Here is a 17,056-nt window from a genome sequence, read left to right as displayed (position 1 = left end):
GTCAGTTCTGCGGGGCATTCGAGGGTTGGGGGAATTTCATCGACTATCGTAACGTCGTAAGTACACTCGCCACGGTTACCGCTCATGTCGGTCGCAACGACCGTCCGCTGGACGGTGGTGCCAACGAAGGAACAATCAAAGGTGCGACCGTTAATGGGACCACCCACGGTGAAGGGACCGGAAGGGTCCATGTCACAGTTGTCGTCGATACTGACCACGGCATCGTCGTTTTCGATCATGGCGGTGCCGTCGGCACCGATGGCTACCGTGATGGCTTCGCAGACAATGACGGGGCGGATGGTATCGAGGACCGTAACGGAATATTCACACATACCTTCGTTACCCGCCAAATCGGTGAGGCTGAAGGACAACATTGTTTCTCCAAGCGGGAATTCTTCCCCACTCGCAGGGCCACTCATTTGAATGGCATCATCCATTACTTTACCGTATTCAAGAATACCCGCAAAAAAGGACGGCCCGTTCTGGGAAGTACTGGTAAAGTCCTCATCATCTTCGTCCATATCAAATTCGCGGCCGTTGAGGAGTTGGAAACCAACTCCTTGCAGTGTATCGGAATCAAAATCGAACGTCGTGAAGTCGTTAGCACTGATCGAGTTTGCGATGTAGATAGCCAGGGTATCACCAGGATTTACCACAAGGCTCGGTAATTCGATCACCAGGCTGTCGGTATCTGTGTCATTTACACTAGGAAATACTTCAGTGGATACCAAAGTCCAGGCGCTCTCATCACTATAAAATCCGACGCTAGTTCCAGCTTTGACGTACACATTAGCCCGAAAAGCTGTGGGGTCCAAACCTGTACCCTGAGGGCTAAGGTCATCAGGGTCGCTCTCATCTACATCAGTAAGAACGGTAAGGCGATTAAATTGAAGCGCCTCTCCGTCTGCAGGGACAACAATGTCGAAAGCGAAGGCTTCGTCATCGGTATCATCCGGACTGTCAGACATCAGGCTCATCGTTTCCAGCGCACAGTTGTCTGTTCCGACCGGAGCGTCGAATTCAAATACAGCAAAACATTCAGCTTCAGTTGCGTAAAGAATCGTATCCATTGGACAATCGACGACTGGCGGAGTAGTATCCATTACTGTAACGATGGAGATACAACTGTCTAAGTTACCAGCATCGTCGCGGGCGATACCAAATACTTCGGTCATTCCATCCTGATCATCGGCGCAGCCGAATACGGTACGGCTTAGGTAGACGGAATCCAGCCCCAAACTGGCGGTAGCCGTTACAAATTGGGAGATGTCGGTAACAGTGTAAATACCGTTTGCGTCAAGTTGTACACTAACGTCGGAGCAAACTGCTTGTGGGCCCTGTTTACAAAAGGTAAAGTCATCAATTAACTGAGCGGAGGAACCGATATCCAATATTTCGATGCGGCCAATGTCCTCCATGGTGGTAATGCCGACAAATTGGCCAGCGCCAGGTACAATAACCTGAGAAGTGAGCAACATGTTACCAGCATTATATACATTGACCTCGAGCCCAGACGGAGAGCCAAAAAAATCATAAAGCGTGAAACTAATTGCATCTATGCCTGGATCGAAAACGATCTGCATAGACGAAGCGAACAGGTCAGGTCCGAAAGCGTCGCTGGATCCGGGTCCTGTAAGACCATCACCAGTCTGGACAAATACACCTCCACCGATGGTTTCGAAAGAAACACCCGAAGGCAAAACGCCTGGAGCGAAACAAGGGTTAGGGGTGGCACTGTTCACCGGGTTATCGCAACCTCTGACAGTTCCGGCTGCAACACCTTCGAAGTCAATGAGATTATCGGCACATTCCGCTATTGCGGGGAACATGGATGGATCTGAGGTAATAACGGTCATCATTTTATTCAGCGTATTACCAGTCACCGGAGCCTGCAGGCTAAAGCCAGCAACCTGTTGGGTAAAATTCTGAATGTCAATGGAGGAGGAAGCCGGAGAGGTTCCAGAGTTGAAGTTACCCGTAGGGAACATTTCCTGGAAACTTATGGGCTGAGCCGCCAGGCTCGTAAGCCCGCAAGCAAATAGTAGGCACAGGCCGAACCGGCCCGCTAGGGGTAAAATTTTCATCATAACGTCGTCTTACTTCTGAGATTAAAAACGTAAACTGGTCACACCCATAAATAATTGGGCGTCTAAACAGACACAAAGTACAACACAATTAGTATTTTAACACAGCAAAAGCGTACATAAACCACAAAACAAAGAATATACCCGTCTCCCGATAAATTATTCCCCTGAAATATCCTTACTTCGATACCAATCCTGAATCTTCTTGGCCGTACTCAGATTGGTCACCTCCGCTATTTCGGAAGCCAAAGCCTGCCTGACTTTTTTGGGGCTGCCGAAGTGCGCCATCAACTGCTGAACGGTCTTATCCCCAATGCCGGGGATCTCGTGTAGCTCCGTACCAACCATGGCATTGCTGCGGCGGTTGCGGTGGTGGCGCAACGCGAAGCGGTGCGATTCGTCCCGGCATTGCTGGATAAGCCGCAGCGACTCGGATTTCTTGTTGATGTGCAGCGGGACAGAGTCTTCCGGAAAATAGATTTCCTCCAGGCGCTTGGCAATACCTACCACTACCATTTTACCCCGTAACCCAAGCTCGTCTATGGATTCCATCGCGTGGCTGAGTTGCCCTTTACCACCGTCAATAATGACCAACTGCGGGAGTGGCTCGTTTTCATCCCGTAAACGCCGGTAACGCCGGAAGACCACCTCTTTCATACTGGCAAAGTCATCCGGACCAACCACCGTTTTGATGTTGAAGTGACGGTAATCCTTTTTACTGGGTTTAGCATTTTTGAAGACCACGCAACTCGCCGTCGGGTTAGTGCCCTGGATATTCGAGTTGTCGAAGCATTCGATGTGCATCGGCAACCGGTCCATCTGCAGGTCCGATTGCAAGGTTTTAAGAATTCGTTCCGCCGGCGTCTCCTTATTGGCGTTGTTCATGCGCTGCTTCTTGCGTTGCAACAGCATATACTTTGCGTTCTTGATGCTGAGGTCCAGTAGTTTACGTTTATCCCCAATCTTCGGCACCACCACCTCCGCTTCTACGCCGGGCAGTTCGATGTACTCATCAAGGATAATTTCCGTAGAAATAGAATTAAACCGATCCCTGATTTCAGGAATGGTATAAGTCAGCAGGCTTTCCGCATCGTCGTCGAGGTTCATCGTGATCTCCTGGGTCGTGGTATGAATGATGGCACCGTTGACAATCTTGATGTAGTTGAGGTAGGCTTCTTTCTCATCAATCGCCAGGCCAAAAACGTCCACGTCCCGCACCGTTGTCGATACAATCTGTGACTTACTTTGGTAATTTTTGAAGGACTTAAGCTTGTCCTTTATTTGCTGCGCCAGCTCAAATTCCATTGACTCGGCCAGTCGGGCCATTTCTCCTTCGAAATGGCGGCGCACCTCGGCGAAATTCCCCTTCAGGATGTTCTTTATTTGTTCGATTTTCTCATTGTATTCCTCCTCCGTCTCTTCCCCTACGCAGGGGCCCTTGCAATTTTTTATGTGGTACTCCAGGCAGACCTTAAATTTCCCGGCCAGGATATCAGTTTCGTTAAGATTCAGCGTGCAGGTGCGTAGCTGAAAGAGCTGCCGGATGAGGGCAAGAATGTCTTTCATTTGCCCGTGTTTGGTATACGGGCCAAAATAGAGACTGCCATCACGTACTACGTTTCGTGTGGTAAATACCCGGGGGAAGCGTTCCTTTTTGATGCAGATGTAAGCGTAACTTTTATCATCCTTCAGCAAAATATTGTACCTCGGCTGCAGGGTCTTGATCAGGGCATTCTCCAGCAGGAGGGCGTCCGCTTCTGTTTCAACAATGGTAAATTCGATCCTGGCTGCTTTGCGAACCATGATTCGGGTACGGTGCAGCCGGTCTTTACGCTCTCCGAAGTAGCTGGCCACCCGGTTCCTTAATATTTTAGCTTTACCTACGTATAGTATGCTATCGTCGGGACCGATGAAACGGTATACCCCCGGCTCTTTGGGTACGGTGCTGGCAATGGCTTGGAAGTCTTCAGTAGTCATCGTTGCAAGTAACAACTTATCTAACAAATCGTTGGGTGCTTTCTGCTTTTTTCCGGGCGGGGACGCAGGTGCAGCGTAAGGGGTGAAAGAAGCAAAGAAGTCTGTTTTCGGGTTGTCAAGTTGTCCGTGTTGTCGGGTTGCCCGGAAAAGGGCACTCCGCGCCCGAGCGACAGCGGCGGTCTCCGGCTTTGCGGTGGAAGTACTTGTCGGCTGCCCCAATACTTCAGGTAACTGGTGTAAGCAACATTTTCGAATCACATCCTGCAACGTGTAACAAAAGCTGTAATCCCGCCATAAAAAGAAAAACCACCCATCATGAAGCTACGTTACCTATTTCTCCTGCCTGCCTTCTTACTGACCACCGTACTTACTGCCGGCTCCGTGGCCGTATGCGCTTCAAATGTCAATGTGGCGCTGCCTGCCGATGCATGTACAATCACGCTGACGCCTGCAATGATCGATGCGGGTTCGTACGACACTAACGGTTTTAGCTTCAGTCTTTCCCTAAATGGACACAGGAACCTAGGGCCGGGCTACCATAATGTAGTCCTCACTGCTTCCGGAAGATCCGGTTATAATAGTTGCTGGTCACGTGTCCTGGTGGAAGACAAGGTAGTTCCCTCGGTCCATTGTACCGACCAAACGCATTACCTGGTTGCTCCTGATCAGAACGTAACTTACAATATTGAGGACATGGTAAGCATTACGGACAATTGCGTGACCATTGATGACATCAACATCACGGTACCCGATAACAATTCTTTTGGTAGTTATCCCTTCTCCGCTTCGGCAACCGATGGCGGCGGCAACGTCGGCTTATGTTACGGCACCGTTACGACTATTGATGCAGAACCACAAAACTACTGTTCCTCCAGCCGTAACGCTCACTACGAACACATCAGTAATATTCAACTCGGCTCCATCAATCATTCTTCGGGTGCAGATGGTGGGTATAACTGGAATTATCCAACGGGAAGCAATACCTTGTACCATGGCTCCAATTACAACCTGAGCTATGCCCCGGGCTTTTCCTTCTCCTTCACCTACCAGGAGTACTGGAGCGTGTACATCGATAAAAACGGCGACGGCGACTTTACGGACAGCGGTGAATTACTCCACCAGTGGCATGGCTACGGCGGCAACAGCTTCAACTTTACTTCTCCGGGCACCTACTGGGGCTGGTCGCGCATACGGGTAGTGATGCGCTACGGCGGCTACGCTACTTCGCCCTGTGGTGGTGGAGGCTACGGCGAAACGGAAGACATCAGCGTCTACCTGCGTCCTTATTTCTGGTTCCCATGGCCAGGCTTTAAGCAAGGAGAACTGCTGACCGAAGGGAACAACATAATTGGTCAGGAATTGGAACTGGGTTCTGCGCGGCCGGTAGAAGAGATAATTCCCGGAGAGGCAGCACAACGCCGCCAGCTAATCGCGTCTGCGGCAACAACAAACTCAAGCACAGCGATTACCGGTGCGCCCATCAAAATATTTCCAAATCCTGCAAAAGCCGGACAAGCCATAAACATTACCGGGCAAGATGAGGATCATGAGCTGTTGCTTCGGAATATGTCGGGGCAACTAGTCAAAACCTTCCAACGCGGAACGACACGGGCTTACCTGCCTGGTAATTTGCCGACCGGAATCTACCTGCTTAGTGGCATTGGTGCTGGAAGTGGTGCGTCCTGGACCCGGCGGGTGGTTGTTAAGTAGTTGGGAGTGTCGGGTTATCTAGTTGTCCAGTTGTCGGGTTATCCAGTACACTACAACGTAAGTTTCCTTTCCAAAAACACAGCACTCCTTTACGTTCAGGGCGAGTAGGCTATGCCCCGAGAAATCTCGGGGCATAGCCCTAAGGTATCCAGTTGTCGGGATTGTCGGGATTAAAGGTGCTTTGCGCCTGAGCAGTAACGCGACGCCACCCGGCCCAAGGCCGGCGTTACGGGTGGTACTCAGAAAGCACTTCGTACAGAAGACACGAAATGCTACCTTTGCCGCGCCAACCGGACAACCCGACAACCAGACAACTGGATAACCCGATATGACCAACCCCGAAATTGCCCGCCACTTCAACACGCTCGCCAAACTGATGGAGTTGCATAAGGACAACCCCTTCAAAATCCGGTCCTACTCTTCAGCTTACAATAAGCTGCGCAAGATGGACGAGCCACTGGTGGGTAAAACCGAGGAGGAACTACAGCAGATTGAGGGCGTTGGAAAGGCCATTGCCGCTAAGATTCATGAATTGGCGACCACCGGTGTGATGGAAACCTTAGAAAAGTGGAAAGCACAGACGCCGGAAGGCATTCAGGAAATGCTGACGATCCGTGGCTTCGGGCCAAAAAAAGTAAAAGCCGTTTGGGATGGTTTGGGCGTAACCACCGTTGGTCAGCTCCTCTACGCCATTAATGAAAACAGGTTAATAGAACTGAAGGGCTTCGGGGCAAAAACCCAGGAGACCCTGCGGGAGAAGTTAGAATTCCACCAGCGAAGCCAGGGCCAATTCCATTTCCGGACGTTGGACCGGGTGGCGACACCACTGATCGAGCAATTGCAGCGACAGTTTCCGGAAGAACGCTTTGCCCGCACGGGCGCGCTACGGCGCGCCTGCCCTACCCTGGCCCACCTTGCCTTAATCACCACCCTTGCACCTGCGACCGCGCCTGAAATAGCCGGCCTTGAAAACATTGCTACGCAGGAAGACCTGACCAGAGCAACCATTGATGGCTTTCCCGTTGTCCTGCATCATTGCCAAAAGGCCAATTTCGGCAGTAAGCAATTCCGTCATACCGGAGCTCCTGAGTTTCTGAATGCCTTTGTTGCCGAATTTCCTGGCCAGGACTTTCAGGACCTCGCTACGGAAGCAGACCTATTTGAAAAAGCCGGCATCCCTCCTATCCCACCGGAGCTGCGGGAAGACGACCGCTGGATCACTCCCGCCCGGAACGGCAAACTGCCCCTGCTGCTGGAGACAACCGATATAAAAGGTGTTGTGCACAGCCATTCTACCTACTCTGATGGCATCCATACGTTACGGCAAATGGCGGAAGCTGCCCGGGATAAGGGCTTCGGCTATCTGGTGATCTCCGATCATTCCAAAACCGCCGTTTATGCTGATGGGCTTTCTATCGACCGCGTTAGGGAACAGTGGGCCGAAATTGATCTGCTCAATGAGGAACTCGCCCCATTCCGGATTTTTAAAAGTATCGAATCAGATATCCTGACCGATGGATCGCTTGATTACCCGGAAGAAATACTGGAAGGTTTTGATTTTGTCATTGCCAGTATTCACTCCGGACTTAATATGGACGAAGAAACCGCTACTGCGCGTTTACTCAAGGCAATTGCCAATCCGCACACCACCATTCTCGGACATCCTACCGGCCGACTGTTGTTGAGTCGGTCCGGCTATCCGATTGACCATCAGCGCATCATCGATGCCTGCGCCGAACACCAGGTCGTAATCGAGCTTAACGCCAACCCTTACCGGCTGGATATGGATTGGCGCTGGATACCCTACGCGGTAAAACGTGGGGTCCTCATCAGCATAAATCCGGACGCTCACTCAATGGGTGGTATAGATGATATCAGGTATGGCGTACTTTCGGCCCGCAAAGGAGGTCTGACGGCAGCCGGATGCTGGAATGCGAGGGACATTACTCCTTAATGGTTGGTTCGACGACCAAAAAAAGCCAGAACATTATTATTTTTGCAAAAAATCATTCATGAAAACCCGCTTCCCCATTACGCAGCAAGAGCAAATGTCGGCCAGCCGACATTTACCTACAACTGTAATCTTGTTAAGGCAGCGGACTGCGTCAGCTTCCCGTTTGGCTCTTAGCGCGAGTGCGTCGAACATATTTGTTTAGCCAACCGTTAGCATGCAAACTATTCTAAAAATCCATTTTTAAACTGAACCTCCAGAAATGTGTTAGCGACTTCGTCCAACACTAATTTTTATTTTTTTTATAACCTAAACTATGCATAGAATGAGACTATTATTATGGGTCCTTATCCTGGGTGGCTTTGCCACTCTGCAGGCCCAAACCATTACCGGTACGGTGACGGATCAAAGCGGTGAAACGCTGATTGGTGCGTCAATCCTTGCTAAGGGGACCTCCTCGGGAACTGTCACCGACATTGACGGTAAATTCACCCTCAGCCTTCCGGCTAATGCGGAATTCCTGGTGGTTACCTACACGGGTTTCACCACGCTTGACGTTCCAGTAGTAGCTGGCAAGACGGTTTACAGCATCACCATGTCAGAGGCCTCTACCATACTCGAACAAGTGGTAGTGACCGGATACGGTACGCAGACTCGTCGGCGGTTAACGACTTCTATTGCTTCGGTTGGTACCGAAGCTTTCAAAGACGTTCCGGTTACAAACTTTGAAAACGCGCTTCAGGGCCGTCTTCCAGGTGTAACCATTAACTCTAACTCCGGTACGCTTGGTGCTCAGACCTCTATCCGTGTGCGTGGTGTTGGTTCCATCAACAGTGATAACCAGCCGCTTTTCGTAGTGGACGGTGTGATCATGGAGGCAAACATTGAAGGCGCAGCGCTGGGTGGTCCTGGTACTAACCCGCTGGTGAACATTAACCCTGCTGACATCCAAAGCATTGACGTACTTAAGGATGCTGCTTCGGCAGCTATCTACGGTTCACGTGGTTCCAACGGTGTGGTAATCATTACCACTAAAACAGGTAGTTTTAACCAAAAGGCCAAAGTATCCGTCAACACTTACTTTGGTTTAACTAACCCCACTAACCAGTACGACTTGCTTTCTGGCCCTCAGTATGCTGAGTACTGGAACCGTGCCTTCCTGGCTCGTGGTGGCGATCCCGCCTCTGCTCAGATTTACGCTGACCCAGCTGCGGAGCCGGACGCGAAATGGCTTGATCTCGTTACTCGCGAAGGCCAATTGCATGAAACCAGTGCCAACGTATCTGGTGGTACTAACACCATCTCTTACTTTATCGGCGGTACTTACCGCGATGAAGATGGGTGGGTAGAAAGCACCAACCAGAAGCGTTACAGCCTGCGGATGAACGTAGAGGCCAAATTGGGCGACAAGTGGCGCGCTGGTTTGAACCTTAACCCTACCCGTACGGTAAACAACCGCCAGAATGAGGACAACAACGTAGCGTCTCCCCAGACTTACGCAGCCTTGGCCTTCCCTAACCTGGACCCATTTGATGAAAACGGTAACACCCGCGGTGGCATCATCCGGACGAGCACTGGCCGCGCCCAGTTTGCCGGTACGCCATTGATCAACATCGAGGGACAGAACATCAGCCTGACAACCAACCAGGTTTTGGCAAAGACCTTCGTTGAGTTCCAGCCAATTACCGGCCTGAAACTCCGCAGTGAATTCGGTAGCCAGTTCCTGAGTCTGACGGACCAGCAAAAGTCCAGCTCCCTGACAACTGATGGTTTCGGCTCCGGCGGTACCGGTAGCGCCAACAGCCAGGAAGTACTCAACTACACCTGGGACAATACGGCTTCTTACCTGTTTGACTTCGGTCGTTCTTCCCTTGACGTACTCGGTGGCTTTTCCGTTCAGAACAACTTCCAGCAAACCCTCAACGTCAATGGTAACACCTTTGCCGATGATCGTCTGCTTACGTTAAACTCTGCTGCTGAAATCACCGGTGGTGGTGGTTTCAACACCGGCTACCGCTTCGTAGGTTACCTGGCACGTGCCATTTACTCCTTCGACGACAAGTTCTTCTTCAACGCCAGTGCGCGTTACGATGGTAGCTCACGCTTCGGTAGGGAAAACATCTACGGATTGTTCCCGGCCGTTTCTGCTGCTTACGATATTGCTCGTGATCTGGACACCCCCTTCAGCCAGCTGAAGATTCGTGCCAGCTACGGCCTTACTGGCAACGCCGGTATTGGCAACTTCGCTCCTGCAGGTCTGGTAGGCTTCGGCAACGATTACGACGGTACGCCCGGTTTCCTGCTCACGCAGCTGGAAAACACGGAACTGACCTGGGAAAATGCCCGCACTTTTGACGTAGCACTTGACTTTACGCTTGCCAGTGGTTTCCTCGACGGTACCGTAGGTTTCTATAACAAGACAAGCTCTGACCTGTTGCTTGCAGTCCCTCAGCCGCAAACTAACGGTATCAGCTCTTTGACCCTGAATGCTGGAGAGATCCAGAACACCGGTGTTGAATTCTCCCTGAATTTCAACCTGATCAACAAGCCTGATTTCCAGTGGACTTTCAACGTTAACGGTGCAACGCTGTCTAACGAAGTGAAGGAACTTGTGGATAACAACGGTGACGGTGACCCTGATGACATTACTTCTGGCCGCTCAATCGTCCGGGTAGGAGAGCCCATCGCATCTTTCTACATCATCCCTTACGCTGGCGTAGACCCCGCAAATGGAGATGCTTTGTTCACAGATGAAAATGGAGAAAATACTCCAACATACCCAGGCGGAGACGCTCGGATCATTGCTGGCAACCCGCTGCCTGACTTCTCTGGTGGTTTTGGTAGCAGCCTGAAGTACAAGAAAATCGATTTCAGCTTCTTCTTCCAAGTCGCCCTTGGTCATCAACTCTACCTCAACGAAGGTCGTTTTGTGGAGAACAATCTCGGTGCTACCTGGAACCAGCGGACGACTCAGCTCGCTGCCTGGACTCCGGACAATACCATCACCAACGTACCGGAAGCCCGTCAGGGTGTTCAGAACGGTGGCCAGCACTCTACCCGTTACCTTTCTGATGCCGACTACATGCGCCTGCGTAGTGTTCAGCTCGGATACACGTTTGACGGACTGGGCAAAGACGGAGGCTCTGCCCGCGTTTACCTCAGTGGTGCGAACCTCCTGACGTTTACTGACTTTGCCGGCCTCGACCCCGAAGCCAGTGGCCAGGACGTCAACGGCTATGTACAGGGTGATATTTTCTTCAGCCGTCCGCAGACCAAAGCGGTGACTTTCGGCCTTAACCTTAACTTCTAATTCAAAACTACCTTGCAATTATGCAAAGCTTGAAAATAACCGTACTGGCTGCGTTCGTCCTTTTTCTGGGCGCTTCCTGTACAGACTTTCTTACTGAGCTGGTACCAGCTCAGTCACTTCCCTCCAGCGCCGCCTTTTCGGACGCCGCCGGACTACAAACAGCAATGATTGGCGCCTATGATGCCCTGCAAAGTTCCGACCTCGGAGCTACAGGCTTCGCCATCAACGCCAATGTTCTTTCTGATAACGCCGAGTGGCGGGGGTCCTTCCCCAGCTACATCGACATGTTCAACCGTCAGCTCGATGCTGCCAATGGTGAAGTTGGCGGTATGTGGGCACAGGGTTACCTGGCCCTCAACCACGCCAACCTGGTCATTCAGGGTGTTGACATCGTTGAAGACGCTGCGCTGACGCAAGCGCTCAAAGACCAACTTCGTGGTGAAGCACTTTTCCTTCGTGGAATGATTCATTTCGAAATGGTTCGCTACTTTGGTAAGCCATGGGGCCCTAACAGCTCCAGTGACCTGGGTATTCCGGTTGTTACTTCTGCCGTTGACGAATCTACTGACATTACCTTCCCAGTACGTAATACCGTTGCGGATGCTTACACACAAGCGATTGCTGACCTTACTGCTGCCGCTTCTTTGCTTGATGCCACTGGCCAACGTGGCCGTGCAAACGCTACTGCAGCTACTGCCTACCTGGCAGAGATTGCCTTCCAGCAACGTAACTACCCACTGGCAGCAACACTTGCTGGTCAGGTGATTGATGCTGGCTACGCGCTGACGCCAAACCCCGAAGATCCCTTCGTCTCTGAAGGTAGCTCTGAGGAAATTTTTGCCGTCATTAGTACGACGCAGGATAATCCCGGCGTGAACGGTTCCCTGGCTACTTTCCACCACATCAACGGACGTGGCGGTGACGTAGTCATTAACACGGACCTGAAGGATAATGGCTACGGCGCCATCATCCCTGCTTCCCAGCAGGCTGAAGCTCCCGCAGGCAGCACCTTGGTTGATCTGCGTGTTAAGAACCTGACGTCTGCAGACCTCTTCAACATTGAGAAGTACGAAGACTTCACCAACAATGCGGATGACCTTATCCTGAACCGGTTGGCTACTTTCTACCTGATGCGGGCGGAAGCGCTTGCACGTCAGAATGGAGTGACTCAGGCAAGCCTGGATTTGCTCAACGCAATCCGTACCCGGGCAATTCGCCTGGTGGATGCTGATGGTGTTGAAAGTGATGCAAGCGCTATCGTAAGCTACGAAATCGGTGATTTCGCTAACGCTGATGCACTTATCGAAGCCATTATTCTTGAGCGTCGTGTAGAGCTTGCCTTTGAAGGTAACCGTCTTCACGATCTTCGTCGCCTGATGCGTGACGTACGTGGTGTTGCTTTCGATGCTGACGTACTGATCTTCCCAATTCCACAGCGGGAAATTGATGCTAACTCTATGCTTGTGCAGAATCCTGGATACTAATCCAGCCTTCTTCCTGAGCTAGTAATTTAGCGATTGAGCCCCCTTTCACGTTTGTGGAAGGGGGCTTTCTGTTTCTGGGGTCGCTGCGCTCCCGTTGCAGGAGTCGCTGCGCTCTCTGTTGCAGGGGGTGCAGGAGTTGCTGCGCTTCCTGTTGCAGGGGTTGCAGTAGTTGCAGGGGTTGCAGGGGTTGGAGACCATAATTCTTAAGGATATCTGCAACGTGAGCATAAGGGAATCTTAGCAAAAATAATCGGGGCGCGGACGCAGGATGCAAGGCAAGGGACTTAAGGAGCAGTGTTAAAATCTGGCTGGCACGCATCCATTTTGTGGGTTCGAATCATTATATTACCAAACCAGTCCCTTCTTACCACATGTTCCGTTCTTTGTTTTTGCTTGTCTTACTGTTACCCGGGCTAAGCGCTGCGGCTCAGGTAGTGGGGTACGTAGACAGCGTAGAGGTGCACCGGACGGATACGATTTACTTCGACTTTGGCAGTTCGGAACTCACCAAAGAAGCACGCCGAGCCGTGAAAAATCTGGTCGCTGACCGGCCCGGCGAGTTGGAGCTGTATCTGGAAGGCCATACGGATGCGGTAGGTTCTGACGCTGCCAACGACAGGCTGGCCCGCCGACGTTCTGAAACGGTCCTCAATGCTGCCCTGTCTTCCGGCTGGCCCGAGGCAGCCATTGAGATACGCCATTTTGGAGAACAACGACTGGAGGTTAATACAAACCAGCGCGAGTGGCGCAACCGACGCGTCTTACTCCGGTCTGGCCTGCCCAAGCGGTACGCCCGCTTCCGCGGGCGCATTACGGACCCGGAGGGCCGCCCGCTGGGTGGCGTGGCCATCGCCCGGAGCCGCTACCTTAAAGACTCCGTGAAAACCAACGAAAACGGCTTCTATGAGCTCATGCTACCGCTAGACATTGGGGTTAGGCTCGACATTTATGCCAAAGACCATTTTTTCGATAGTGAGATTATCGTTCTTTCAGAAAGCAAACCATCCTCTTCGCCATTGGTCAGCAAACTGAGGCCAGCGACCGTAGGAAGTAAGATGGCAGTAGATGATCTCTATTTTGTCGGTAATGAAACCAACCTGCTCAAAGAATCTTTCCCTGCCCTACCCCGCCTGCTCCTCTTTATGCGCAGCAGCCCTGATCTGCAAATCGAAATTGCCGGACACGTTAACCGGCCCGGTGGCCCGGAAGGCCCCGGCAGCTGGTCCTTTAACCTTGCCCACAACCGAGCCAAGACCATCTATGAATTTCTCGTAGAATTTGGCATAGACCCTGGCAGGATGACCTATAAGGGCTATTCCAATTGGGAAATGATTAACCCTAATGCCAGAACAGAAATGGAAATGCGGGAAAATCGACGAGTAGAGATTCGGGTTACTGGTGTGGAGATTGAGCATTAGGTCGCTGTGCGCCTTTTTGCAGGGTCGCTGCGCTCCGGTTGCAGAACGCCTGCGGTGCGTTGCAGTTAACGCTTACTAATGCTCCTTCAAAAGCATCCGTTCTCGCAACAAGCGCGCCCGGTAGGCTACACCCGCCATCCAGAAGCCGAACAAAGTCCAGCCGATGATGATGGGGTAAAAGACCATGCGCATGGTATTGTCGAGGTCTTCGCCGCCGAAGGCGGGGTTACCGGCTGCGCCGGGGTGCAGCGAGTTACCGGAAAGCCTTGGCAGGATGTAGATGAGTGGAATCAGGCAGACGAAGGCAAAGATGTTGTAGGCTGCGCCCAGGCGGGCGCGCTGTTCCGGATCGGGAAAACTTGCGCGAAGGACGAAGTAGCCGGCGTAGATCAACAGGGCGATCAGGGTGGTGAATTGCTTGATGTCCCAACTCCAAAAGCTGCCCCAGGTATATTTGGCCCAAACGGCACCGGTGGCCAGGCCAAGTACGCCGAAGAGCATACCGACGCTGGTGAAAGAAACGGACCAATAATCGGCCTTGTCCCGCAGAGAAACGACATCGGGAAGCTCATCGCTCACTTTGCCCGAACGGCGCAAGTATTTGATGGCGTAGACGGCGGCAGCAATGAAGACAAACATCATGGCGAACCACAGGCTGACGTGGAAATAGATGTTGCGGATGGTTTCGGCAAGGTGCCCCCGGTACGGAAAGGTGGTTCGTGGGGTCGCCGACAGGTCACCTTTTTTCAAGGCCGTTACCCGCCAGGGGGCTTCGGCGGCTTCCACGGTGGCGGCGGGTAATTCCTGGCGGACAGTGAGGCCGATGGGGTCAACGAAGGCGCCATCGGCGGGGCTGTTGATGATGATGGGAAAAGTTTGCTTGTCCAGCGTTGGGTCGGCCAGGTGAGGCGGAAGATCGAAAGTCAGGGTTGCCCGGCGATCATCCCACACCTCTACTTTGCTGGCAACGATGCTAAGTTCGTCCCCTGCTCTTAACCATCCCTTGACGGCACCTGCGTCCGCGCCAAAAGAAGTGTTATAACCCACTACCTCCAGCGTTACCGTTTGCCCCAGCTCGGCAATGCGGGGAGAAACGCTGACCAGGTTCGGCTTGAGCGGTACCAGCAGACCGGCGACCAGTCCGTACATGACGAGCAGGGCGCCCAAAATCTTCCACCAGTTTTTCCGCATCATTTTTTCCATGGGGTAAAGGTAATCCGTGGCGGGATGGATGGGCAAAAGTTGCTGTAAGTCATTGGTGTAAAATGATTTGGGGATGACGAAGGGGGCTCGTTGCAGTATTCGCTGGCGCTCCTGTTGCAGTAATTCGCTGGCGCTCCTGTTGCAGTAGTTCGCTGGCGCTCCTGTTGCAGTAATTCGCTGGCGCTCCTGTTGCNCTGGCGCTCCTGTTGCAGTAATTCGCTGGCGCTCCTGTTGCAGTAATTCGCTGGCGCTCCTGTTGCAGTAATTCGCTGGCGCTCCTGTTGCAGTAGTTGCAGGTGTTACAGCGTTGCAATACTTACGACTACTGCAGCACCGGCGTAATCTCCGCCCTAAGCTGTTGCAGGTGAGCGCGTTGTACCGCTGACCGGTAGAATAAATTCATCGTTTCAAAGGGAATGATGTGGCCGTTGGGTTGCACCATATGGACACAGCTTTTCTTCACCGACCGTACGTCGAAATCGTAGGCATCCATGAAGTTCATGATGATGATCCGAAAGAGGTTGCCGTAACCAAGACTTGCTGATTTTACCGGTGGCAAACAGCACATCAGTTCATGGAACCCTTCCTGGGCAACGTCAACACTACATCCGGTACTGAACAAGCCTAATAGTTGTTGGTGTACGGCATCCTGCTGCTCGTACACGATCGTGTTGGCCGTAGTGTTGTCCAGCAATGCGGATGGGTCGATGTAGCGGGTGAGGGGGAATACTTCGCCTTCGAGTTTCAGTAAATAGCCCATAGTCAGGGCATCCGGGTTACAGGGCACGGGAATCAGGTCATTACCGTTCAGGATGGGAGTTTGGTCCAGGATTCGCTGGCGTACTTCGGTGGGCGTTAGCCGGTCGGTGGCGGGGTCGAAATTTTCTAATCGACCGGCCACCTGTGTAGGTTGAAAAGTTACGCCACGGATGCAGTCCTGTTTGAGCGCGTACTCAATAATTTCTCCCATTTCATCCTCATTCTGGCCACGTTGCAGCGTACAGACCAGGGTGGTTGAGAGTCCCACCCGGTTTAGGTTAGCAAGGGCTTTTTCCCGCACCTTAGTCAGGTCTTTTCCCCGCATGCAACTCAGGACGGAAGGGCGAAAACTATCGAACTGCAAATAAACCTCAAAATCAGGCTGGTAAGCGGCCAGCCGTTCGGCGAAGCCGGGGTCATTGGCAATTCGCAAGCCATTCGTATTCAACATCAGGTGTTTAATTGGCCGGGCTTTGGCCATGTCCATAATTTCCCAGAAGTGCGGGTGAATGGTGGGCTCTCCTCCGGAGAGCTGAACGACATCCGGCTCCCCTTCACTTCTCACGATAGCATCCAGCATTCGTTCTACTTCTTCCAGCGTCCGGTGGTCTCCGTGGTCGGGTGCGCTTTCAGCGTAGCAAGTTGGGCAGCTCAGGTTACACCGGTCCGTTATTTCCAGGACCGTAAGGCAACTGTGCTGTTCGTGATCGGCACAAAGTCCACAGTCGAAGGGGCAGCCCCAGGTAACCGGGGTATGGAAACTGTTGGGATACTCTGAGGCCTTATTGTAGTTTCGGATGCGTTTGTAATACTCGATATCCGTAGCAATCAGAACACGCTGTAAACCGTGCGTTGGGCAGCGTTTTCGCATCCAGACTTTACCGTCCTCAAAAACAATCTTGGCTTCCACCCTTGCCAGGCATTGCGGGCATAAGCTTAGGGTAAAATCGTAGTAAGTGTAGCGTCCTTGGGGCATAATAAAGGGGTAAGGGGATAAGTAAATAAGGGGGTAAAAAGGTAAGGGAACAAGAGAGGGAAGAAACCCCGGCTTAAAGTTTTCAGCAGCTGAAACTTGAAGCTACAGATGGGAAGAAAGGTAGGAAAAAACGGGGAGGTTATTAGCTGACGCTTTAACTAATCAGGCGAGGCCGCAGGTGCAG

9 protein-coding genes are annotated in these 17,056 nt (G+C 52.1%); 5 read left to right on the top strand and 4 right to left on the bottom strand.

Features of this window, described 5'->3' with window-relative positions:
* Positions 1-2,087, bottom strand: a 2,087-nt coding sequence (locus tag B036_RS0113845) for a hypothetical protein (protein WP_026231974.1), incomplete at its 3' end; no start/stop codon positions are given.
* Between the two features lie 156 nt (positions 2,088-2,243).
* On the bottom strand, positions 2,244-4,061 hold the full coding sequence (uvrC, locus tag B036_RS0113840; RefSeq protein ID WP_026231973.1) for an excinuclease ABC subunit UvrC: 1,818 nt from the start codon (positions 4,059-4,061) through the stop codon (positions 2,244-2,246).
* Positions 4,062-4,376: 315 nt separating this feature from the next.
* Between uvrC and B036_RS0113835 the strand changes: the two genes are divergently transcribed.
* From B036_RS0113835 to B036_RS0113810, 5 genes are all read left to right on the top strand, one after another.
* Positions 4,377-5,771 carry a GEVED domain-containing protein gene (locus tag B036_RS0113835; RefSeq protein WP_020569320.1) on the top strand — a complete coding sequence of 465 codons (1,395 nt, stop codon included), beginning with the start codon at positions 4,377-4,379 and terminating at the stop codon, positions 5,769-5,771.
* Between the two features lie 328 nt (positions 5,772-6,099).
* Complete coding sequence (locus B036_RS0113830) at positions 6,100-7,725, top strand: DNA polymerase/3'-5' exonuclease PolX (RefSeq protein WP_020569319.1); 1,626 nt, start codon at positions 6,100-6,102, stop codon at positions 7,723-7,725.
* Positions 7,726-8,047: 322 nt separating this feature from the next.
* Positions 8,048-11,032, top strand: coding sequence for a SusC/RagA family TonB-linked outer membrane protein (locus B036_RS0113825; protein WP_020569318.1), 2,985 nt, complete (start codon positions 8,048-8,050; stop codon positions 11,030-11,032).
* A gap of 20 nt (positions 11,033-11,052) precedes the next feature.
* Positions 11,053-12,516: a RagB/SusD family nutrient uptake outer membrane protein gene (locus B036_RS0113820; RefSeq protein ID WP_020569317.1), complete on the top strand. Its 1,464-nt coding sequence runs from the start codon at positions 11,053-11,055 to the stop codon at positions 12,514-12,516.
* A 371-nt stretch (positions 12,517-12,887) separates the two neighbouring features.
* Positions 12,888-13,934 (top strand): OmpA family protein, encoded by a 1,047-nt coding sequence (locus B036_RS0113810; protein WP_020569315.1) that lies wholly within the window; start codon positions 12,888-12,890, stop codon positions 13,932-13,934.
* 75 nt (positions 13,935-14,009) lie between these two features.
* On the opposite strand, the gene B036_RS0113805 is transcribed toward B036_RS0113810, so the two are convergent.
* Positions 14,010-15,173 carry a cytochrome c biogenesis protein gene (locus tag B036_RS0113805; protein ID WP_020569314.1) on the bottom strand — a complete coding sequence of 388 codons (1,164 nt, stop codon included), beginning with the start codon at positions 15,171-15,173 and terminating at the stop codon, positions 14,010-14,012.
* Between the two features lie 286 nt (positions 15,174-15,459).
* Positions 15,460-16,872 (bottom strand): radical SAM protein, encoded by a 1,413-nt coding sequence (locus B036_RS0113800; RefSeq protein WP_020569313.1) that lies wholly within the window; start codon positions 16,870-16,872, stop codon positions 15,460-15,462.
* Between the last annotated feature and the right edge of the window lie 184 nt (positions 16,873-17,056).

It is taken from the genome of Neolewinella persica DSM 23188 (genome assembly GCF_000373105.1).
Classification (GTDB): Bacteria; Bacteroidota; Bacteroidia; order Chitinophagales; family Saprospiraceae; genus Neolewinella; species Neolewinella persica.
The sequence above is the reverse complement of the archived record's forward strand: the minus strand, read 5'-3'. Positions and strand labels throughout refer to the sequence as shown.

What these genes read in the sequence shown, in the direction of transcription:
- B036_RS0113810 (WP_020569315.1), top strand. Translation starts at nt 12,888, where the DNA reads ATGTTCCGTTCTTTGTTTTTGCTTGTCTTACTGTTACCCGGGCTAAGC.
- B036_RS0113820 (WP_020569317.1), top strand. Translation starts at nt 11,053, where the DNA reads ATGCAAAGCTTGAAAATAACCGTACTGGCTGCGTTCGTCCTTTTTCTG.
- B036_RS0113825 (WP_020569318.1), top strand. Translation starts at nt 8,048, where the DNA reads ATGAGACTATTATTATGGGTCCTTATCCTGGGTGGCTTTGCCACTCTG.
- B036_RS0113800 (WP_020569313.1), bottom strand. Translation starts at nt 16,872, where the DNA reads ATGCCCCAAGGACGCTACACTTACTACGATTTTACCCTAAGCTTATGC.
- B036_RS0113830 (WP_020569319.1), top strand. Translation starts at nt 6,100, where the DNA reads ATGACCAACCCCGAAATTGCCCGCCACTTCAACACGCTCGCCAAACTG.
- uvrC (WP_026231973.1), bottom strand. Translation starts at nt 4,061, where the DNA reads ATGACTACTGAAGACTTCCAAGCCATTGCCAGCACCGTACCCAAAGAG.
- B036_RS0113835 (WP_020569320.1), top strand. Translation starts at nt 4,377, where the DNA reads ATGAAGCTACGTTACCTATTTCTCCTGCCTGCCTTCTTACTGACCACC.